Annotated in this window: 15 protein-coding genes; 4 read left to right on the top strand and 11 right to left on the bottom strand. The window is 42.8% G+C overall.

What is annotated here, in order from left to right; all coding sequences use genetic code 11:
* Positions 1–97: 97 nt before the first annotated feature.
* The 9 genes from ACPZ3T_RS28315 to ACPZ3T_RS28355 all read right to left on the bottom strand — a co-directional run bounded on the left by ACPZ3T_RS28315 (position 98) and on the right by ACPZ3T_RS28355 (position 10,866).
* The gene (locus ACPZ3T_RS28315; RefSeq protein WP_490272752.1) at positions 98–1,426 is read right to left on the bottom strand and encodes a folate/biopterin family MFS transporter; all 1,329 of its coding nucleotides are present in this window, start codon (positions 1,424–1,426) and stop codon (positions 98–100) included.
* A 97-nt stretch (positions 1,427–1,523) separates the two neighbouring features.
* A complete protein-coding gene (locus ACPZ3T_RS28320) occupies positions 1,524–2,576 on the bottom strand; it encodes a D-alanine--D-alanine ligase family protein (protein ID WP_490272753.1) in 1,053 nt (350 codons plus the stop codon).
* 134 nt (positions 2,577–2,710) lie between these two features.
* The gene (locus ACPZ3T_RS28325; protein WP_490272754.1) at positions 2,711–4,096 is read right to left on the bottom strand and encodes an ATP-grasp domain-containing protein; all 1,386 of its coding nucleotides are present in this window, start codon (positions 4,094–4,096) and stop codon (positions 2,711–2,713) included.
* A 109-nt stretch (positions 4,097–4,205) separates the two neighbouring features.
* Positions 4,206–5,039 (bottom strand): O-methyltransferase, encoded by an 834-nt coding sequence (locus tag ACPZ3T_RS28330; RefSeq protein ID WP_490272755.1) that lies wholly within the window; start codon positions 5,037–5,039, stop codon positions 4,206–4,208.
* Between the two features lie 4 nt (positions 5,040–5,043).
* Positions 5,044–6,273 (bottom strand): sedoheptulose 7-phosphate cyclase, encoded by a 1,230-nt coding sequence (locus ACPZ3T_RS28335; protein ID WP_490272756.1) that lies wholly within the window; start codon positions 6,271–6,273, stop codon positions 5,044–5,046.
* Between the two features lie 934 nt (positions 6,274–7,207).
* A complete protein-coding gene (locus ACPZ3T_RS28340; RefSeq protein ID WP_490272757.1) occupies positions 7,208–7,354 on the bottom strand; it encodes a hypothetical protein in 147 nt (48 codons plus the stop codon).
* Between the two features lie 533 nt (positions 7,355–7,887).
* Positions 7,888–9,048, bottom strand: a complete 1,161-nt coding sequence (locus ACPZ3T_RS28345; protein WP_490272758.1) for a beta-ketoacyl-ACP synthase — start codon at positions 9,046–9,048, stop codon at positions 7,888–7,890.
* 184 nt (positions 9,049–9,232) lie between these two features.
* Positions 9,233–10,015, bottom strand: a complete 783-nt coding sequence (locus ACPZ3T_RS28350) for a peptidylprolyl isomerase (protein ID WP_490272759.1) — start codon at positions 10,013–10,015, stop codon at positions 9,233–9,235.
* Between the two features lie 281 nt (positions 10,016–10,296).
* A complete protein-coding gene (locus tag ACPZ3T_RS28355; RefSeq protein ID WP_490272760.1) occupies positions 10,297–10,866 on the bottom strand; it encodes a photosystem I assembly protein Ycf4 in 570 nt (189 codons plus the stop codon).
* A gap of 575 nt (positions 10,867–11,441) precedes the next feature.
* On the opposite strand from ACPZ3T_RS28355, the gene psbD reads away from it, so the two are divergent.
* The gene (gene psbD / locus ACPZ3T_RS28360; protein WP_490272761.1) at positions 11,442–12,497 is read left to right on the top strand and encodes a photosystem II D2 protein (photosystem q(a) protein); all 1,056 of its coding nucleotides are present in this window, start codon (positions 11,442–11,444) and stop codon (positions 12,495–12,497) included.
* The gene (gene psbC / locus ACPZ3T_RS28365) at positions 12,481–13,869 is read left to right on the top strand and encodes a photosystem II reaction center protein CP43 (protein ID WP_490272762.1); all 1,389 of its coding nucleotides are present in this window, start codon (positions 12,481–12,483) and stop codon (positions 13,867–13,869) included. Before psbD ends, psbC begins: the two co-directional genes overlap by 17 nt.
* A gap of 106 nt (positions 13,870–13,975) precedes the next feature.
* On the opposite strand, the gene ACPZ3T_RS28370 is transcribed toward psbC, so the two are convergent.
* Together ACPZ3T_RS28370 and ACPZ3T_RS28375 are read right to left on the bottom strand one after the other, a co-directional pair.
* Positions 13,976–14,812, bottom strand: coding sequence for an SWIM zinc finger family protein (locus tag ACPZ3T_RS28370; RefSeq protein ID WP_490277398.1), 837 nt, complete (start codon positions 14,810–14,812; stop codon positions 13,976–13,978).
* A 182-nt stretch (positions 14,813–14,994) separates the two neighbouring features.
* A complete protein-coding gene (locus ACPZ3T_RS28375) occupies positions 14,995–18,234 on the bottom strand; it encodes a DEAD/DEAH box helicase (protein ID WP_490272763.1) in 3,240 nt (1,079 codons plus the stop codon).
* Positions 18,235–18,638: 404 nt separating this feature from the next.
* Here ACPZ3T_RS28375 and ACPZ3T_RS28380 point away from each other — a divergent pair, with 404 nt between their 5' ends.
* Both ACPZ3T_RS28380 and ACPZ3T_RS28385 read left to right on the top strand, forming a co-directional pair.
* Positions 18,639–18,842 carry a hypothetical protein gene (locus ACPZ3T_RS28380; RefSeq protein WP_490272764.1) on the top strand — a complete coding sequence of 68 codons (204 nt, stop codon included), beginning with the start codon at positions 18,639–18,641 and terminating at the stop codon, positions 18,840–18,842.
* 24 nt (positions 18,843–18,866) lie between these two features.
* Positions 18,867–21,023, top strand: a complete 2,157-nt coding sequence (locus ACPZ3T_RS28385; protein WP_490272765.1) for a polyribonucleotide nucleotidyltransferase — start codon at positions 18,867–18,869, stop codon at positions 21,021–21,023.
* Positions 21,024–21,047: the final 24 nt, after the last annotated feature.

Raw genomic sequence — 21,047 nt, forward strand, 5'->3', positions numbered from 1 at the left:
CATATAATCTACCTTGTCCCCCTTGTCTACCTTGTCTTCCCCTGCCCCCTGCTCCCTGCCCCCTGCTCCCTGCCCCCTGCTCCCTGCCCCCTACTGCCTATGTCTCAATTTCTAAATCATGACCAGGTAGCCAGTTGAGAAAGGGTAACGGCAGTAGTGTACTGAGATTAGTGATTAGTACCAACAGCCAAAGGGAATGAAAATTTGTTTCGGTGATGCCTAGCCAGTGCATAATTACAGCCCCAAACTCGTAAGAAACCATCCCAGCTAAGTTTGACACTGACATTAACAAAGCAAATAAGCTGGCTTCTACTCCTGGAGGGCAGAGTCTTGCTGCTAAAACTAATACAGGCATATAGGCAATTTGCCCCATGACTGTGAGAACCAAGCTATCGCCAAGGCTAAACCAGTGGTCATCTATGCCTAAAGCTCGGTTTGTGTGTGTCACCAACAGTAACATTGTCATTCCCAAGGCGGCAGAAATGACTGTACTCCAACCAAAAATAACTCGGAATGGCACACTTTTTAAGAAACGCTGAAAAATCCAAACGCCAATTAGAGCGGCTAGACTTGTCACCAAGCGCACCCGTCCTAAAAATTCTGGTTCAAAGTGGAGTTCGTTGGTAGTAAAGAAGAAAAACGCTGCATCGGCGGTTGGGGTAGCTTGCCAAATAAATACAAATGCTGTTGGTAGCCAAATGCTTTTTTGGGTAATGGCTTGACGTAGTTGTCCTAATTGATACTTAAGGCTGAGATTGTTGTTTTGATGGCTAGTATCTTGACTGACTGGAGATTCAGCAATTAACCAAGCTACACCAGACACGAGTAAAGGAAATGTGGCTGTAATCCAAAATACAGTGCGGGTTGTGAAGTGTTCCAAAAGTAGCCCACTAAAATATGCTGTGATTAAGCCACCTAAAGCTGAAGCTCCCCAACATAATGATTGTAGTGAACCGGCATCAGCTTGGGATTCTACTCTGGCTCGTTCTACAACTAATGAGTCAACAATCACATCACTAACGGCTACGGAAAGAGAACCGAGAGCGATCGCAATTGTTGCTGCCCATCTATCATGAACTATAGTCGCTAAACTCACCCAAGATATTGCACCAAGTATCCCCGATAGCACCAAGTAAGGACGGCGACGGTAGCCGAATATAGGTAAACCATCTGAGATAAAACCAAATATTGGTTTGATAATCCAAGGTAAGGCGACAATTCCCAATAGTGCCGATACCTGAACAGGACTCAGTGACAATTCATCTTTGAGGAAGAAACTAACGGCTAGACGTGCCAAGCCTAAAATCCCTTGGACAAAATAAACGGTCAGGATACCGATTAACTCGGCACTAGGTTCATTACCAAAGAAGATTTTCTCTGTAACTGAGTCCTTGACCTTGGATAAGCCAGAGGAGTTAATCAGCATTTGGTGAATCTTTTTGAAGTTTTATGGACTTTTATATCATATCTATTTTTGCAAAAGGCAGTTTTGTTGACGGGTTTGGGGAAAAAGATTACAAATTTTATCTTGACAAAGACATCATTGTATGGTTAGTAAAAGTTTGATCAATGGCGATCGCTAGCAATTCATTCACAGAGATTCCCGCCGCTTTTGCCATACAGGAAATCACACTTTTCGGGGCGAAGGAACAATACAACCCAGCTTCTAAAAACCAAGGCTCTCCCTTGGGGTCGATGCGGAAATCAAATAAACTGTAATGGCGACAACCCAAAGCCTGATGACACTTTTTAGCTACTTGCTGAACTGTTTTGGTGATGGGGTCGCTAGGGTCTAGTATCCAAGCTTTAATATTATCTTTAGCAGTCAAACGCAAGTTACCATCCTCCGTTTGTTGGAGTTTATCACCATAGTTACGAATGGGTTTTTCCTTGGGGTCTACCAAATACTCCTCCAAAGGTAAACCTACTAACTCCCCTTGCTGCACAATAATACCGCATCTGACTTCTCGACCAAGTTCGATGAATGTTTCCACAATCACCTCCTCAGCATATGCAAATGCTTCCTTTAAGGCAGCATCATATTCACTCACATCTTTAACTAATACTACCCCCAGAGAATTATCAGCACTGGCAGGTTTGACGACTGCTGGAGGTGGAATTGTCGGGATGTCTCCTGGGCGCAGCAGTTCCCCACGAGGAACTTTCACTCCTGCTGCGGCAACAATTGCTTTAGCTCTAGCTTTGTGGGCAGCGATCGCCATAACATCAGGAGTATTACCAACATAAGGAATCTTCAACAAGTCAAATAAAGCCCGGTAGTGAGTCATACCAGGAATACAAAACATTTGGGGTAACACCAAGTCAATGTTTTGCTTTGTGATCAACTCCACAGCATCAAACACAGCCATCGGTTGAGCAGCAGCAATATCTCCTAAACTCAGAGAATCAGGAAATCGCCACTGAAGATCCGGTGTAACATATGCAATCTCAAATTCATAAGGCGATCGCTCTCCTGTCATAGCCCTTAAACAATCTTGAGCATAAAGCCGCGACAAATCACAGTAAAAATGACTGTATGCAGACCCAACCAATTGCAGAATACGCAGTCCTGACATAATTACATTGCTTACTTGTGTATAATTTCATTCTTGGTTCTACGTCTTACCACTAAGGCACAAAGACGAAGATACCCCTATTTAACAATTGCAAATTCTTCTCACAGACTACCCGTAGGGAATTACGAATTATTTTAGTCTCCACCTAATTCCACTAATTTGCCAATATTGAAGTCTATTTTTACCCATCCTTTGAGTTGTTGCAGATTCTTCAGTAAAAGTAAGGGTATCTGCCAATGATACAAAGTCAAAAATGGTACAGGGTCATCAAAACAATAAATCGCATCAGTACCGCGCCATAAAGTACGGATTGATGTTTGCAATTGTTTCCACGAACGGATACCAGTTAATCGCCAAATTTCGTGATATAACCAGTAAGTAGGTTTGCTACTGGCTAGGGGTTCTAGGGGTTGAGCTAGGGGAGTTTTACCAAAATAGGCATCTGCAACACCGGGATGATTGTAAAACATCGTGATTGCTGAATGAGTCCGGGGATTACATTCAATGGCGTAAACTGTCCCGTCTTCAGCTTGGATAAAGTCAAAAGAAACTTGTCCAGTCAGCCGTAAACTTTTGACGAACTTTAGCACCCATTGACGAATTTGGGGATTTTCGACGTTTTCATAGTTGATTTGAAATGCAGAAGAATTACAACAGCAATGCAATCTTAATTCTCCGTCCCGGACTGTACTATGTGTACATAACTCCTTACCTGGAATAAACTCTTGCATAATCCAAGGTGTTTCAGGACTGATGGGTAAACTGTTAACAAAGGCGGCTGTTGCTTCTGGGGTGTCGCAGGGAAGTTTGGTTAAATTTAAGCGGCGAACGGAGTCATAATTAATACTTTTGAGAATATATTTGCGGCTTTCTTGACTAAAATCAAAATTGATCACTTGTTGAGGATCTGTAATTTTAAAAGATTTGGGTACAGATAAACCGAGCGATCGCGCCTGCTCTGAGAAGGCAAATTTATCATCTAGCATCTTGGTAATATCTGCATCAAAGTGGAATACTTCACAATATTCTGATAGTGCAGGCTTGGCTAAAGAGTCGTAGTAACTAGCGACAGGACTACATACAGGTACATAAACATCAACCTTTTCTTTCTTGACTATTTCTACTAGTGCCTGAATGTAACCTTCTGGATCTGATTGTGGTGCAGGAACAGTATAAAAACGACTCACAGCTTGGGAAAATCTATGTCCAGACAACCAGTATTTATGACTTTCAATTAGAATTACTCGGTGTCCGACTGCATGGAAGCAGCGAGCTAGTTGTAATGCTTTAGTCATCTTTGCGCCACTCACCAAGATAGTCTGAGGATGAGCAACTACGGCAGGTTTTTGCCTAAATGGGCGGCACAACAAAGATATCAATACTATCAAAGCATTGAATGGTAAGGCGATGAATAATAATGTCAGAGTCCCAACAGTCTTGAATAGAGTTACTATCTTTACCCCCATACTTGTTGTAGAGGTTGTAGATTGAGGCAAAGATAAAGAGATTGATTGTGACATAAGTTTTTCCTTTGTGTTGATTCAGTTAGTAGTAAGGACTTTAGTCCTTGAGTTGAGGGCTAAAGCTTTGACTACTAACTCCGCAAAGTTGCTTGAAGAACTGTCTTCGCTACACTACGCGTCTAATTAAAGTCACACCATCTCGTATAGGAAGCAAAACTTGCTCTACACGAGGATCGGCGGCGACAATAGAGTTAAAATCAGCGATCGCTGCACCGTTGGAGGTACGTTGTTCTGATGGAAGGTAAACTTGTCCTTGCAACAAAGTGTTATCTACACACATCAACCCATCAATAGCTAGTAACTCACTCGCCAAAATAGTCTGGAAGTACTCTACATACTCTTTTTTATCGGCATCTATGAAGATAAAATCAAACGATGCTTTTTTGGCGGCTAGTTTGTGGAGTGTCTCTAAGGCTGGTGCTACTTCCACAACGATTTTATAACCGTCAGGAGATTCATCAAAACAACTTTGAGCAAATTCGGCAACATAGGAATCTACTTCACAAGCTATCAGTTCCCCATCTTTGGGTAATGCTTCTGCCATTGCCAAAGCTGAATATCCTGTAAACATTCCTACTTCTAGAATCCGCTTGGCTTTGATCATATGAACAAACATTTTTAATGTTTGTCCTTCCAGATGTCCTGAGAGCATTTCCTGTTCTAGTTGACGGACTGTTTCCCCATCACTGAAACGTTTGCTCCAATCTTCTTGGCTGGTTTTTTGTGCCAATGCTGTTAATGCCTTCGATTCTGGGGTGGTGTAATCGTCCAAGTAGGGATCTAAACCCTCTGCTAATTGCAGTGCTTCCTGCAAAGAATCTAATATCTGCGGGGGAATGTTTTGTTGTTGTGCTAATTTGAAAGTTTGCTGTAGCTGGGCTACTAAGATACTGTGTGGGGTAATTGGTCTAGCTGTGGGTAATTTGAGAACATTTGTCATGGATTTACACCCCCAATAGTCGGGCTTGTTGAGTTTCAATGTATGCGTCTATGCCTTCTCCCCCACGAGGATATTTAGCACACAAACTTTTGTGTTCAGCTAAGGCAGTCTTTAGTTCTTCACGAGTCAAATCGTTAACAAAGAAACACTCACCAATCGGACGAGGCATAGCTGCGCGTTGTTTGCCATCTCGCGTGAGGCTAATAGATTCGGTTGCATACCAGAGTAAATCTTCATCTAGTAGAGGATGATCCAGTGATAAGCCTATACGACTCATTAAATCGAGGATGCGATCGCGCTCTTGTGTAGGAATATAACCTCGTTGTGCGGCAATGGTTGCAGACAAAGCCATGTCTATATTCACGGCATGGCCATGATATAGCGGTACGTGTGGAGCTAATTCTAGGGTAGGACTCCAAGTGTGGCCATAGGCAATAACGCGATCGAGGTCGATTTCGTGGAGGTTGGGAGTTTCTAACTCCAGCATCGTTTTGATGGCTTCATAGTTAACTTTATGGGCAATCTCTTTGATCTCTGGTGTCCCATTTAGATATCCAAAGTGGGTGGAAAGCAGTTCTTTACCATGTTCGTATAGGAGTTCAAACACTTCTGAATTGGCAACTACAGCAATTTTGACTAACTCTGCCATGCCATTACGAACTTGATCTGTTGGCAATGTTTTCAAAAATGAGAAATCAAGAATCACTTTCAAAGGTGCATGATATGCTCCCAAGCGATTTTTTAACTTGCGATGATTTACTGCTACCTTAATTGCTACACCTGCATCAATTAAACCAATCAATGTCGTAGGAATGCGAATGTAGTTACTCTTGCGACGGTAAGCAGCACAAGCAAAGCCAGCTACATCAGTAATTAAACCACCACCCACTACTAATACTGGTTCTTTACGCACTAAACCGAACTCTGAAAAAGCATCAACAATTTTTTCAAAGCTGGCAAGGGTTTTAGCAGGCTCAGTAATGATGATAGAAAATACTGTCAGTTCAATGTCATAGTGCTGAAAATATGACCTCATCTGATCGCCGTAAAGTTCATAGACATTGCTATCAATTACAGTCAAACAGCGACCAAATTTTCCATAGGTATCTGCAATTTCTCTGTTTCTAATATCAAATACACCGTTCACATAGACAAGACTAAAATCAATTTTTTCGTAACCTTGTACGTGAAATGCAGTTGCTGTTGCGTCAAATTTTGCTTGGACTTTATTCATGTTGGTTGACCTTGATTGCAACTAAAAAATTGTAGTTTTTGCTGATCATTTCGATTTACTCTCATGCACACCAGCACAAGATAATGCACTTTATCTTTGCAGATACAAGGCATGATAAGATAAGCTTTCATTTAAAAAGCCTAGTGCTATTACTGTGTGGCAATCTCATTACAATAGTTACCAGTTAAGTAAGTCGGAGAGAAAAAAACAAACTACATTAATTAATGTAAAATTTAATTGAATTGGCTTGTAGTAAGGGCTTTAGCCCTTAAGAGAGGACTAAAGTCCCTACTACAAACCTTGAATTATTCACACCGTTCTACTTACTTAATTAGAGCCTATTTATAAAGTAAATATTCAGCGTGTGAGTAAATGATATATGGCCGTAATGCACCACTATCATACGGTGCGTTACACGTTGCTTTAACGCACCCTACAAATCAATTTACTTTATAAATTATCTCTAACCTTTGACTGTTGACTATTGAAAATTCAATAAAGTTCAGTTAGTGAAATTTAAACATTACAGATCACCTTAAATCCCCGTTTTTAAGGGGGAATTTGATTCTTGATCCCCCCTTTTTCAAGAGGGGTTAGGGGGGATCAAAATCTTAACTGAACCGTATTGATTTAAAATCACCATTACATTTGAGTAAATTCTGTAGGTGAATTAACCTTCTGTTCAGTAGAATCTCTTAAATAGTTCAATAATCCTATTAGTCATTCCTTCCTATTAAGCTTGTCAGACTTATTTATGCAACTAGCATATTTTTTAAGAGTCTGTGACACTGCGAAGTATTTAAACTTAGTCATGAAACTTAAAACTTACAGCGTCACGCACCAACTATCGATTATGACAAATTGCATAAGTCCTAGCTTACATTCTCTTGGAATTATTGAATTACTTTCAGAAGATTAACAACTAAATCGAGATTTATTCCCCAATATTTAATTTTAGTGGTTTACCAATTGTCAGATTTCGTAAAACTTCTGTCCTGGAGAAAATTTCGTATTTTTGTTCTCCCAGTTTTAATTTAAGATTAGCACCTTGATTAATCCCAATTTCAGTGTTGTTTAGCATTGCTATCAAACCTTATATCTCTCAATTCGCTACATCTTATTTGGCGCAGAATGACAGTAGATTTCCTCTTGCAATCAGTGAATTTAATGCTCATTCTTTAACATACTGATCTCAGTAAATCCTGAAAATGCCAAATTTGACTATCTCTGAATAAGTAGTTATTGAAACTTAAAGTTTCTTTATAAAAATTAGTTTGCAAAAATGAATTTGTTGGAATTGACCCTCCGAATTTTAGATTTTGGATTTTGGATTTTGGATTTTTTGGGTTACAAGCTCCAACGCCACTTGACGGCAGTTGCTACCCTACGGGAACGCCTCCGGCGAACAAGTCGGCAAAGCCGCCCAACGCACTGCCTCCTTTATGCCGGGAAACCCGTCCACCGCAGTGGCTTCCCCTGGTGGGTGGAAAAATCTACAATCTTCAATCTAAAATCCCCAAGCCCCGCACCCTTGTGGTCGGGGTCAATCTAAAAGACGCTCCTGCGTCGCTAACGCTACGCTATCGCAAATCTAAAATCCAAAATTGTTTGACTCTAGCTATTACTAAGCACAATTACAGCATTTTGTCCACCAAAGCCAAAACTGCAACATAATGCCTTCCGAATCTGACTATGATATGCCGTTCGGACTAAATTTAAATCAAATTCTGATTGATGTAATCCGATGTTGGGGGGTAGAATATGATGCTGCATCCCTAATAAGGTGAAAGCTACCCCTAAAGCTCCCGATGCACCAAGAGTATGACCTGTAGCCCCTTTGGTGGAACTAACTGCTATAGGATCGGTAAATAGCTTGTTTATGACAATGCTTTCCATCTGGTCATTAAGTCGGGTAGCTGTGCCGTGAGCATGAATGTAATCTAAATCATCAGCTTGGATGCGACTGTATTCTAGAGCTTGTTTGATAGCAGCGATCGCTCCTCTACCTTCCAAGTCTGGCTGATTAGGATGATATGCGTCTGCGGTGAAACCAAAACCTAAAACTTCACCATAAATTTTTGCCTGACGCTTCTGGGCTAAAGCTTTTGACTCCAAAACAAATACAGCCCCTCCTTCACCCAATACTAAACCTTCCCGGTGTAAGTCAAAGGGATACGCTCCTGTTTTGGCTAAAGCACCCATTTTTTCAAACCCAGATATAGTCAAGGGTGTAATAGGTGCTTCTGTTGCCCCAGCGATCGCCCTTTGATATTGTCCTGTTTGAATTAACCATGCTGCTTGAGCAATTGCCCAAATTCCCGTAGCACAAGCGGCCATTGGTGCTAAAACTGCCCCCGTTGCACCAATTCGCCTAGCTGATGCGATCGCATTCATGTGAGGTAAAGTCTCTAACCAATCCTCCAATCTTGCTCCCATCACATCTAAATCTTGGCTGGGAGATTTTTTATACATATCCCTAGCCAACTTTTCCCATATTGCTTGATGACTACGACTTGAGCCAATGACTACAGCACAATTTGGTAAAGGTGTCAACAAACCAGCATCTTCCAAGGCTGCATCTACAACTTGTTGTGTCAACATTCTTAAATTCGCTGGTTGTTGACTAATTAATCCTAGAGGTAGTGGTGCGAGTTCTGGAAAAGGTTGATGGAGTTTAATTCCCGATTTACCAGCAATTAAACTTTGCCAACTTTCCTCTAAGCTTGTACCCAAGGCAGAAACTAAACCAATACCAGTGACAACAACTTCAACCATTTAGTAGCCAAGAGGCAGGGGTGTAGGGGTATAGGGGTATAGGGGTATAGGGGTATAGGGGTATAGGGGTATAGGGGTATAGGGGTGTAGGGGTGTAGGGGATGTGATCTATTCCAAATCCCCAATCCCCAGTCCCCAATCCCCAATCCCCAGTCCCAAGTCCCCAATCCCCAGTTCCCAATCCCTATTGTGGAACTTTTAAATTTTCACTACCTTGAGTGACTTTAGCAGAATCAATGCGATCGCCTTGCTGAATTTTGTTAACTACATCAAAGCCGTCGGTGACATAACCGAATACGGCATAGTTACCATCTAAAAATCCTAAATCTGCCAAAGCAAAATAAAATTGAGAAGAAGCAGAATCTGGTGGCTGCGATCGCGCCATTGCTACCGCACCTTGTTTATGAGTTAACTGAGGTGCTTTAGTTATGCGAGCTTGATCAAAGGTCTTGCTGTACAGTGGGCTAGCTTCCCCTTCCGGCTTAATTTCTAAGGGTATACGACGCTCATTTTTGGTTTTGTCATCAATGTAGCCCCCTGTTCCCAGTCTTTCTACTGGAACTTTTGGATCTTTACTTTGGGGATCACCACCTTGGACTACAAAAGGCTGAGGTTGGCGCACCACTCGATGGAAAACTGTGCCATCATATACACCCTTCTGCACCAAATCCACAAAATTACCAGCCGTAATAGGGGCATTTGTACCGTCTACTTCAATGGTAATTGGCGAGCCGTTAACCGTCATCACCACCGTAGCTTTACCTTCAAGACGTGGTAAATCTTTCATTCCCGGAATACTCTCACTTATATTATCTGATACTGACGTTGTTTCAGTACTTGTTGTCGTGGTTGTCTCAGTAGCTGTTGATGCTGGCGAAGAATTAGCCTGCTCTGTAGAACAGCCACCCAACATTAAAGCACCGACTATCAAAACAGCAACCAAGAATTGTGAAACTTTGAACCGCATTACCAGTCACTGACTCAACCTGTGTATCTTAGCCTTTTTTGGGATAGGGCATATAAGAGGAATTGGGGCAGGGTGCAGGGGGCAAGGGGAGGTGAGAGAAAAAAGGTGTGGGGAGTGTGGGGAGTGTGGGGAGTGTGGAGGGTAATTTTTTGGATACTTAGCTAGAAATCCCACACAAAATTTCGTTCAGCCGGCAAGGGGTAGAAAACTTTTCCCCCTGCTCCCTGCTCCCCTGCCCCCTGCTCCCTGCTCCCCTGCTCCCCTGCTTCTTACCTTTTAGCCTACAATCCCTCTAAAGGTACTTCCAAAAAGCGCGCTAACTCTGCACCTTGGGTTTCCAACTCTGCTAAAGATAAAGGTTGCCCTACCCGTGTTAGGGGGATATCGCGGCGGCCTTTCACTCGCAAATACAAGGCACGACGAGGATTGATTCCTTCTTGAATTTCAATTCTGACAGATTGTACATCTTGAATGCGGGAATCTATTTCAATTCGGCGGTTTTTGCCAGGAAATCCCCAACGAAAGATTTTAATGTAACCAGTTTCTTTATTGAAATCGTTGTAGCCACCTCCTAAATCCCAGAGGATAGATAGCCATAGATACAACGCTAACAATAAGCCAGCCGAACCATATAAACCCATTACTAATCCCTGGGGTACAAATACCAGTTGAGTCGGATCAGTAACTATGAGTAAATTAATATGCAAGTAACTTGATAAACCCGCCAACAAAAAGCCTGTAGCTCCCATTGTGACGACAGTTGCCCACCAGTAGTTACTAAACCTACGAGAGCCGAGAACTGTTTGATGCAGAAGGCGATCGCCTTTATTAACCGTTGTTGATCCAGTCATTTCACTACCTTGGCCTGTGAGTGCTTCCCTTTAACTAAGAGTCTGCCATTTCCACAGGATGTCTTGCAAGCTTAATGTTTAGTCAAGAGGGAACAGGGAACGGGGAACAGGGAACAGATTATGGTTTATGCCCAATGCCCCATGCCCTATGCCCCATGCCCAAAATTCTTTAATTTTGAATTTTGAATTTTGAATTGATTAGCCCCATGCCCAATAATAAGATTTCTGAGAAAACTTGTGTCAAATTGTAAAAATTCTGATATTGATAGTATTTAATAGGTTCATGATCAATACTTGATTTCCCTAGGTGGGTTGAGCGAAAACCCCAAGAATGTGATAAGTTAAGAAGCATTAAGTTACCACAAGCTAGGTAACTAGCTCATGGTACGTGTAACGACATAACCCTGAGAAATGTCCGCTTGTACAAGTGAGCAAATCTCAGGAACTCAGCAATTATAAACAGCTGAGATTGTCAAAAAAAACGTTATTTCCTCGCGGCAGTCTCTTAAAAGGGAAATTTCCCCAAAAGCTCTGCTTAGAAACGTTGCAATTTTAGTAAAAGAGGATTTAGTTAAATGACCATCGCAGTAGGACGCGCCCCCAGTAGAGGGTGGTTTGACGTACTAGACGACTGGTTAAAGCGCGATCGCTTCGTATTCGTAGGTTGGTCAGGAATATTACTATTCCCCTGCGCCTTCCTAGCATTAGGCGGTTGGCTAACCGGTACAACCTTCGTCACCTCGTGGTACACCCACGGACTAGCCTCATCGTACCTAGAAGGGGCAAACTTCCTAACAGTAGCAGTATCCAGCCCCGCAGACAGCATGGGACACTCCCTGTTGTTACTGTGGGGGCCAGAAGCACAAGGGGACTTCACCCGTTGGTGTCAATTGGGAGGATTGTGGCCCTTCGTAGCCCTACATGGAGCATTTGGACTAATTGGGTTCATGCTACGTCAATTTGAAATTGCGCGGTTAGTAGGGATCAGACCATACAACGCCCTAGCATTCTCAGCCCCCATCGCGGTATTCGTCAGCGTCTTCTTGATGTACCCCTTGGGACAATCATCTTGGTTCTTCGCTCCCAGTTTTGGAGTAGCAGCCATCTTCCGGTTCTTATTATTCCTGCAAGGATTCCATAACTGGACACTCAACCCCTTCCACATGATGGGAGTAGCAGGTGTATTAGGTGGAGCATTACTGTGTGCGATTCACGGTGCAACAGTAGAAAACACCTTATTTGAAGACGGTGAAGCATCCAACACCTTCCGCGCCTTCAACCCCACCCAATCAGAAGAAACCTACTCAATGGTGACAGCAAACCGTTTCTGGTCACAGATATTCGGGATTGCTTTCTCCAACAAACGCTGGTTACACTTCTTCATGTTGTTTGTACCAGTTACCGGGCTGTGGATGAGTGCTGTCGGGATTGTCGGTTTAGCCCTCAACCTCCGCGCTTATGACTTCGTATCGCAAGAATTACGCGCTGCGGAAGACCCAGAATTTGAAACTTTCTATACCAAGAACATTTTGCTGAACGAGGGTATCCGCGCTTGGATGGCTCCTCAAGATCAGCCTCACGAAAAATTTGTATTCCCCGAAGAGGTACTACCCCGTGGTAACGCTCTCTAATAGACCTACCATAATGGGCGGCGGACGCGACCAAGAATCCACCGGTTTTGCTTGGTGGTCTGGCAATGCCCGTCTCATTAACTTATCTGGTAAACTGCTGGGCGCACACGTTGCCCACGCTGGTTTGATTGTATTCTGGGCTGGAGCGATGACCCTATTTGAAGTCGCTCACTTTGTTCCAGAAAAACCAATGTACGAACAGGGTTTAATCCTGCTACCCCACATTGCTACCCTCGGTTGGGGTGTTGGTGCTGGTGGTGAAGTTATCGATACCTTCCCTTACTTCGTAGTTGGTGTACTCCACATTATTTCCTCAGCAGTCCTGGGCTTTGGTGGTATTTATCACGCTGTGCGCGGCCCAGAAACCTTAGAAGAGTATTCCTCTTTCTTTGGTTATGACTGGAAAGATAAGAACAAGATGACCAACATCATCGGCTTCCACCTGATCATTTTGGGTTGTGGTGCGTTGCTGTTAGTGCTGAAGGCTATGTTCTTCGGCGGTGTCTACGACACCTGGGCCCCTGGTGGCGGTGATGTTCGTGTAATCACCAATCCTACCTTGAACCCTGCTGTTATCTTCGGTTATCTCATCAAAGCTCCTTTTGGTGGCGAAGGCTGGATTGTCAGCGTAGATAACATGGAAGATGTTATCGGCGGTCACATTTGGATTGCTTTAATTTGTATCTCTGGCGGTATTTGGCACATCTTCACCAAGCCTTTTGGTTGGGCGCGTCGTGCGTTTATCTGGTCTGGTGAAGCTTACCTCTCCTACAGCTTGGGTGCGTTGTCCTTAATGGGCTTCATCGCCTCTTGTATGGTTTGGTATAACAACACCGTTTACCCCAGTGAATTTTTTGGCCCTACTGGCCCTGAAGCTTCTCAAGCTCAAGCTTTAACATTCTTAATTCGTGACCAACGCTTAGGTGCTAACGTTGGTTCTGCTCAAGGCCCTACAGGTCTAGGTAAATACTTGATGCGCTCTCCTACAGGTGAAATCATCTTCGGTGGTGAAACCATGCGCTTCTGGGATTTCCGTGGCCCTTGGTTAGAGCCTCTACGTGGGCCTAACGGTCTTGACTTAGAAAAAATCAAGAACGATATTCAGCCTTGGCAAGCTCGTCGTGCTGCTGAATACATGACTCACGCTCCTCTGGGTTCTTTGAACTCTGTAGGTGGTGTGGCTACTGAAATTAACTCCTTCAACTACGTATCTCCTCGTGCGTGGTTGGCAACTTCTCACTTCGTCTTAGGTTTCTTCTTCCTCATCGGTCACTTGTGGCACGCTGGTCGCGCTCGTGCTGCTGCTGGTGGTTTCGAGAAAGGTATTGACCGTGAGAATGAACCAGCAATGTCAATGACTGAACTTGACTAGGTTCTAAAGTTTTATTTCATCACTGACAATTAAACGCTTTTGCGGCTCTTGTGTAACAGCAAGAGCCTTTTTTTGGTAATTCGTAATTCGTAATCGGATTGGTATATCAGCTTTCACCTACATTCATTGCTGCTAACATTGCTTTTTGACTAACTTGTTGGTAAATTGTCTGCAAATATTTCATTACTACATCACTGGCAGTTAAATTAACTGCACTTTCCTCATTTTGTCCTAGAGGAATAGCACCCAACACATCTAATAAAGTTTCGTTACTTGATGGTGTAATTACTACCAAAGAAGAATCTAGTGGCTCATTATATTGCCAGAGATTGTCAATTTTAATTTGATATTGATGGTGATTAATTGTTGGTTGATTCTCTGGGCTTGCAGTTGTATGCACTGCTAACTTTTCACCTCTTAGGTAACGTAAATCACTAATGATTTCTTCTTTAGTTCTTCCCCGTAATTGGAATAACACAAAGGGATCTTCGCTGAATCTGTCACCTAATTGATAGTATACTGCGCCAACGTGTTTACAGGGGTTGGCTTTATCGGGACAGGAGCATTTACTATGAACATCGCTGAGGGTGAAGGGAAACAAAGAAAGTCCATTAGCGGTGAATACTTCTTCAATATTTTGGGGCATTTCTCCCGCTAATAATTTGGCAGCAAATAATGCTTTTTTAGACATAGTTTCAATAATATATCCCCATTCTTCATCACTAAAAGAATTGAGGGAGAGGGAAACTTTATAAGGTTCTACTTCACTACCTTGGACTTTGGCTAATACCTTTGCACCTTTAAATTCAATGCTGAGAACGTTACCTTGGCGTGCATAGTTTCTGGCGCGTTCTAAGCGTTTTTTAAAGCGGTAGGAATCGAGTAGTTCTAGCCATCTTTGTGACCACCATTCGCGGCTGGCTTGCAATGTTGTGTTTGTCATCATCAATTAGGAATTATTAGGGGATTTATTAAACGCAGAGGGGCGCAAAGGTAAACGCAGAGAGAAGTCTGAGCGGAGGCTTCCTCCGATGGCTTCGCCAACGCCAAGGGCGAACAGAACTTCGGTAGGGGCGCAAAGGTAAACGCAGAGAAGCGCAGAGAGGAGAATATGATTTTTGTTGTTTATTCTGTATCTTCTTCTATGACTGCATTGCGGTCTAATATTAGTAGGTTGCGGAGTTGGTTGGTGTCTAGTTCTGTTAACCATTCTTCGCCTGCACCAACTACTTGTTCTGCTAGTTGTTTTTTGCTTTCAATCATGTCATGAATTTTTTCTTCTAATGTGCCGGTGCAAACGAATTTATGTACTTGCACGTTACGGGTTTGACCAATACGAAATACGCGGTCTGTGGCTTGATTTTCTACGGCTGGATTCCACCATCTATCAAAGTGAAATACATGATTGGCTCTGGTTAAATTTAATCCGACACCTCCAGCTTTGAGGGATAAAATCATGATTGGTGGCCCTTGGGGATCGTGTTGGAAACGGTCAATCATTTCTTCACGTTGTTTTTTGCTGCTACTACCATATAAAAAGAAGATTTCCCGTCCTAGATACTTTTCTAGGTGGGGTTTGAGGAGTTTACCCCATTCGGCAAATTGGGTAAAAATGAGGGCGCGATCGCCTTCTTCTAACGCTACTTCTAACATTTCTTCTAGCCGTTGCAATTTGGCTGAATTATGTTGTGCTAAACTCGCTTCTTTTAAATACTGGGCTGGATGATTACAGATTTGTTTGAGCTTAATTAATAAGGCTAAAATCATGCCTCGACGTTGCAATCCTTCGGCTGATTCAATTTCAGCTAATGATGCTTCTACTACTTGTTGATATAGTGCAGCTTGTTCTGGAGTTAAGCCACAAAAGACTGTCATTTCTTGCTTTTCTGGTAAGTCTTGAATAATTTCACGGTCTGTTTTTAAACGACGTAAAATAAAAGGCTGAACTAAAGCACGTAATTGATTTAAAGAAGCTGCATCACCGTATTTTTCAATGGGCATGGCAAACCGTCTTTGAAAGAATTGCTTATTACCTAAATAACCAGGGTTGAGAAAATCTAAAATTGACCATAATTCTTGCAGTCTATTTTCTACTGGTGTACCCGTTAAAGCAATCCGAAATGTTGACTCTAATTGTCTGACTGCTTGGGATTGTTTTGCTTCAGCATTTTTTACGTTTTGGGCTTCATCTAGGACAATTATTTGCCAATCAACAGTCTGTAAAGATTTTAAATCACGGTGAATTAATGAATAACTAGTAATCACTAAATCATGTTTATTTGCGGCTGTTGTAAATGTCTTACCTTTGGGACGTTTATCACCGTGATATTGTAAAATTTTGAGTGTGGGAGCAAATTTTTTAACTTCTCGTTCCCAGTTTCCTAACACAGAAGTTGGGCAAACAAGTAATGTGGGTTTTTCTAATATATCTTGTTCTTTTAGATACAAAAGAAAGGCTATGAACTCGACAGTTTTACCGAGTCCCATGTCGTCTGCGAGACACGCACCTAAACCCCAACGTTCTAGAAAAGCTAACCAAGCTGCGCCTCTTTCTTGATAAGGCCGTAACTGTCCTTGGAAGTCTTTTGGTGCGGGTAAAGGTGCAACCGCTTGATTGTTAGTTAGTGCGCCAATTAACTCTTGTAAAGCCCCAGATGCTTCAAAGCTAACGACTGGTAACTTTTCAATTACTTGGGTATCTCCCGTACTCAAACGTAAAGCATCTTCTAAAGATAAAGACATTTGTTCTTTACGAGATGCAAAGAAATTTTGCGCTGTCTTAATATCTTGGGGACGCAATTCCACCCATTCACCGTTAATTTCTACGAGTGGACTATTTAAAGCGACTAAGCGATCAAATTCGGCTTTAGAAATTGTCTGTCCACCGATCGCCAATTGCCACTGAAAGTTTAATAAACTTTGTAATCCCAAGCGTCCCTGCTTTTTCTTGGAAGTTTCGGCGGAAATCTTTAACCCCAAGCGGTTCGCCCAGCCTTCGCGGTTTGCCAAACTCGGGGGTAAAATCACACCCAAGCCACTATCTTCAAACCGCCAAGCGACTGATTTAATAAATTCATAGGCTTGGATGGGGGTGAGGTGACAAGATTGGGGTGCTTCCGTTTCTAAACTAGGTGCGATCGCTGGATATAATCGAGAAGCTAAACCTAAACCTCGTAATAATGTTTCTTGGGGTTGATTAATGGTGCGATTTTGCTCAACTAACTGCTCAACTGGATGTTGCCAAATCGTCGCTGCATCTACTAAATATTCTGGATTATCAGCCGCTTGCAAAAAATATGCCAATGTCCAATCGGTTTTTTCCTCATCAGGCGCAAGCAACTGAAAACAGGCGCGAAATTGATTTTTACTAGCCAATTGAGATTGTAGGGGCATCGTCCAAGCTTTTAGGGCTGCTTCTAACCTTTCTACCCCAATTACATCTGCATTCACTGCATTAGATGCACCCGTTAAAGCCTGTAACCACTGACGCACAGGTAATGGTAAAGAAGCCATCACCCTAGGTTCAACTAGAGTTTGATTCCCCACCATCTCCCGCACTTGAGCATCAATGACACTATTAAGAAACGATAAAATTAATTCCTGCGGTTGACGAGGAAAATCCACATACATCGGTGACTGATGACTCAATTCCTCCCCAGTCCCCAGTCCCCAGTCCCCAGTCCCCAGTCCCCGATAAATCCGACAAACCAAGGGCATTTTCGACGCAAACTTTTCTAGACGAGTGCCATCGATAGCACTGTCTACAACGACTTGCCATTTCGTATCAAAATTGCCGTTAGCGTCTCTTTCAATAGTTGGTAAAAACTTAGATCGGGAAATTAAATCTAAACTCCAACGGGCAACTTGTGACCAAAATCGTAAATCCCCACCTAAAAAGGTATTGTTTTCATTGACAATATTTAATGGTAGAGAAGTCAGAAATTTAATTGCTGCTAAGGGATGAAGACAAAAACCTTCTACTAACCAAGGCTGTAAGCATCTGGGATCATTCGTTTCAGATGTCAAAGACCCAGAATGAACCGGAGAAACTAAGGCTATTTCTGTTTGATTTATTTCTAAAATATCAGTTGGTAGGTTAACTACTTGAGAATGAATTGGTAAATTAATTTTTGTAGAAGTGGCAGATTTAGTAGATGATTTTTGAGCAGGCTGAGTTATGAAGTTGGTAATCTTGATGTTTTCACTAGACAGCCATGCAGTTAACTCAGATGCTGTCATGGCTAAGGGATTTAATGCTAACTCACTAAAATTAACCTGAATGCGTGGCGATCGCCAAGTTTCTCCCCAAATAAATAAACAATCTTCCTGCTCTTTTGATAACCAACTACCGTGTAAAATTGCCATTTGTTAACTACTCAAACTTACATCAATTCAAAAATATTAAGTATTGCTGATTACATCATAGCTATATTTATTTTCATGGCTTGATTAAAATCAAAATTCAATATAATCAAATATTTTTAATTTAATAAAATTCAATAATATCTATACATTAATTAACCTTGATGATAGTAAAAATATTGCTGTCCAATGGTTTCTTTCCTACACCCTACACCTTCTATTTTTTAGATACTAGCTTGATTTTTGTAACTCTGGATAAGCGAACACCACAAAATAAGTTATCCCAGGTTGACAGGTTGGTAGGGTACGTCAGTTTCAGAAAAGCTAACTATACCCAGAAGTTATTCATACTGACGCACCCTACATTTCTGATGACTGCCAGCCCCATGCCCCATGCCCCATGACCCATGCCCAATTCCCAATGCCCCATGCCCAATTGCCAATCCCTTGATATCATTGTAAGCACTCCACAAGCGGCAAAACTAGCTGATGAACAGATGGTAACGCTAAGTTATGTATCGCGCTTGGCGTTGAGGAACTTGTTGCTGTTTGTATGTAACAGAAGTCAGCCAGAGGGCATCAATGTTAGGATTGCCACAGAGAGCGAATAAAGAAAGAGAAGGAAAAAAAGCTGAATGGCAGAATTTGAGAAGTCAATATCCTTCGATGGCAGGGATATTCGACTGAAAGTAGGCCTACTAGCACCGCAAGCAGGTGGGTCTGTGTTGATAGAATCAGGGGATACAGCTGTTTTGGTAACAGCTACGCGATCAGCAGCCAGAGAGGGCATCGATTTCCTTCCCCTGACAGTAGATTACGAAGAAAGACTATACGCGGCTGGGAGAATACCTGGTGGAATAATGCGCCGTGAAGGTCGTCCACCAGAAAAGGCCATTCTTACTAGTCGTTTAATTGACCGTCCTTTGCGTCCTTTATTCCCTTCATGGTTGCGGGATGACTTGCAAGTTGTGGCATTTACAATGTCAATGGATGAGCTAGTACCACCGGACGTATTGGCGGTGACGGGTGCTTCAATTGCCACGCTGATTGCTCAAATTCCCTTTAACGGGCCAATGGCAGCAGTCCGAGTAGGCTTGGTAGGTGATGACTTTATCATTAACCCCACCTATGCAGAAATTGAGGCGGGAGATTTAGATTTAGTGGTAGCTGGTTCACCAGATGGCGTAATCATGGTGGAAGCAGGTGCAAATCAACTGTCAGAGCGAGATATTATTGAAGCAATTGATTTTGGCTACGAAGCGGTGCGCGATTTAATCAAGGCACAGCAAGATTTAGTAGCAGAACTGGGTTTGGAAATTGTGCAGGAAGCAGCACCAGAAGTAGACCAAACCTTGGCAGATTATATCCGCGATCGCGCTAGCGATGAAATTAAGAAAATTCTGGCTCAGTTTGATTTAGGCAAAACGGAACGGGACACCGCCTTAGATGCCGTTAAAGAAAATATTGCCACAGCGATCGCCGAACTCCCAGAAGAAGACCCAATTCGGGTTGCTGCTACTGCCAATAGCAAAGCCTTGGGGAACACTTTTAAAGACATTACTAAGTACTTCATGCGCCGTCAAATCGTCGAAGATAACGTGCGTGTTGATGGTCGTAAACTTGATGAAGTCCGTCCTGTGTCTTGTCAAGTTGATGTCTTACCCAAACGTGTCCACGGTAGCGGCTTATTTAACCGGGGACTAACTCAGGTATTATCTGCCTGTACCCTCGGTACTCCCGGAGATGCTCAAAATCTCAACGACGACTTACAAACTGACCAATCTAAACGCTACCTACATCATTACAACTTCCCGCCCTTCTCTGTCGGCGAAACTAAACCTTTACGCGCCCCAGGTAGACGGGAAATCGGTCACGGTGCATTGGCAGAACGCGCCATCCTGCCTGTACTACCACCGAAAGAGCAATTCCCCTATGTAATTCGGGTTGTTTCTGAGGTGTTATCTTCTAATGGTTCTACCTCAATGGGTTCTGTGTGCGGCTCTACCCTAGCTTTAATGGATGCTGGCGTACCAATTCTCAAACCAGTGAGCGGGGCAGCTATGGGTTTGATTAAAGAAGGGGATGAAGTCCGAGTACTCACAGATATTCAAGGCATTGAAGACTTTTTAGGTGACATGGACTTTAAAGTCGCCGGGACAGATACAGGGATTACAGCCTTGCAAATGGACATGAAAATCTCTGGTTTGTCTTTGGAAGTGATTGCCCAAGCCATTCACCAAGCCAAAGCCGCTAGGTTGCACATTCTTGATAAAATGTTGCAAGCTATTGAGCAACCCCGTACTGAAACTTCACCTTATGCGCCCCGTCTGTTAACGATCAAAATTGATCCTGACATGATTGGTCTAGTTATTGGCCCCGGTGGTAAGACCATTAAGGGAATCACTGAAGAAACTGGTGCGAAAATAGACATCGAAGATGATGGCACAGTCACTATTTCTGCGGTAGATGAGAATAAGGCCAAGAGGGCGCGGAATATTGTTCAAGGCATGACTCGCAAGCTAAATGAAGGCGATGTCTATGCAGGACGTGTGACTCGAATTATACCAATTGGTGCTTTTGTGGAATTTCTCCCCGGTAAGGAAGGAATGATCCATATTTCCCAACTGGCTGATTATCGTGTAGGCAAGGTGGAAGATGAAGTAGCTGTGGGTGATGAAGTAATTGTCAAGGTACGCGAAATTGACAATAAAGGACGGATTAACCTCACACGCTTAGGCATCCACCCAGATCAGGCAGCTGCGGCACGGGAAGCTGCGGCGGTGAATCGTTAATTATCGATTTGGATTTTAGATTTT

It is taken from the genome of Aliinostoc maniaoense (assembly GCF_058172895.1).

Excerpts from the sequence above, each read along its gene's own strand:
- ACPZ3T_RS28315 (WP_490272752.1), bottom strand. The coding sequence starts at position 1,426 with ATGCTGATTAACTCCTCTGGCTTATCCAAGGTCAAGGACTCAGTTACA.
- ACPZ3T_RS28320 (WP_490272753.1), bottom strand. The coding sequence starts at position 2,576 with ATGTCAGGACTGCGTATTCTGCAATTGGTTGGGTCTGCATACAGTCAT.
- ACPZ3T_RS28325 (WP_490272754.1), bottom strand. The coding sequence starts at position 4,096 with ATGTCACAATCAATCTCTTTATCTTTGCCTCAATCTACAACCTCTACA.
- ACPZ3T_RS28330 (WP_490272755.1), bottom strand. The coding sequence starts at position 5,039 with ATGACAAATGTTCTCAAATTACCCACAGCTAGACCAATTACCCCACAC.
- ACPZ3T_RS28335 (WP_490272756.1), bottom strand. The coding sequence starts at position 6,273 with ATGAATAAAGTCCAAGCAAAATTTGACGCAACAGCAACTGCATTTCAC.
- ACPZ3T_RS28340 (WP_490272757.1), bottom strand. The coding sequence starts at position 7,354 with ATGCTAAACAACACTGAAATTGGGATTAATCAAGGTGCTAATCTTAAA.
- ACPZ3T_RS28345 (WP_490272758.1), bottom strand. The coding sequence starts at position 9,048 with ATGGTTGAAGTTGTTGTCACTGGTATTGGTTTAGTTTCTGCCTTGGGT.
- ACPZ3T_RS28350 (WP_490272759.1), bottom strand. The coding sequence starts at position 10,015 with ATGCGGTTCAAAGTTTCACAATTCTTGGTTGCTGTTTTGATAGTCGGT.
- ACPZ3T_RS28355 (WP_490272760.1), bottom strand. The coding sequence starts at position 10,866 with ATGACTGGATCAACAACGGTTAATAAAGGCGATCGCCTTCTGCATCAA.
- psbD (WP_490272761.1), top strand. The coding sequence starts at position 11,442 with ATGACCATCGCAGTAGGACGCGCCCCCAGTAGAGGGTGGTTTGACGTA.
- ACPZ3T_RS28370 (WP_490277398.1), bottom strand. The coding sequence starts at position 14,812 with ATGACAAACACAACATTGCAAGCCAGCCGCGAATGGTGGTCACAAAGA.
- ACPZ3T_RS28375 (WP_490272763.1), bottom strand. The coding sequence starts at position 18,234 with ATGGCAATTTTACACGGTAGTTGGTTATCAAAAGAGCAGGAAGATTGT.
- ACPZ3T_RS28380 (WP_490272764.1), top strand. The coding sequence starts at position 18,639 with ATGCCCAATTCCCAATGCCCCATGCCCAATTGCCAATCCCTTGATATC.
- ACPZ3T_RS28385 (WP_490272765.1), top strand. The coding sequence starts at position 18,867 with ATGGCAGAATTTGAGAAGTCAATATCCTTCGATGGCAGGGATATTCGA.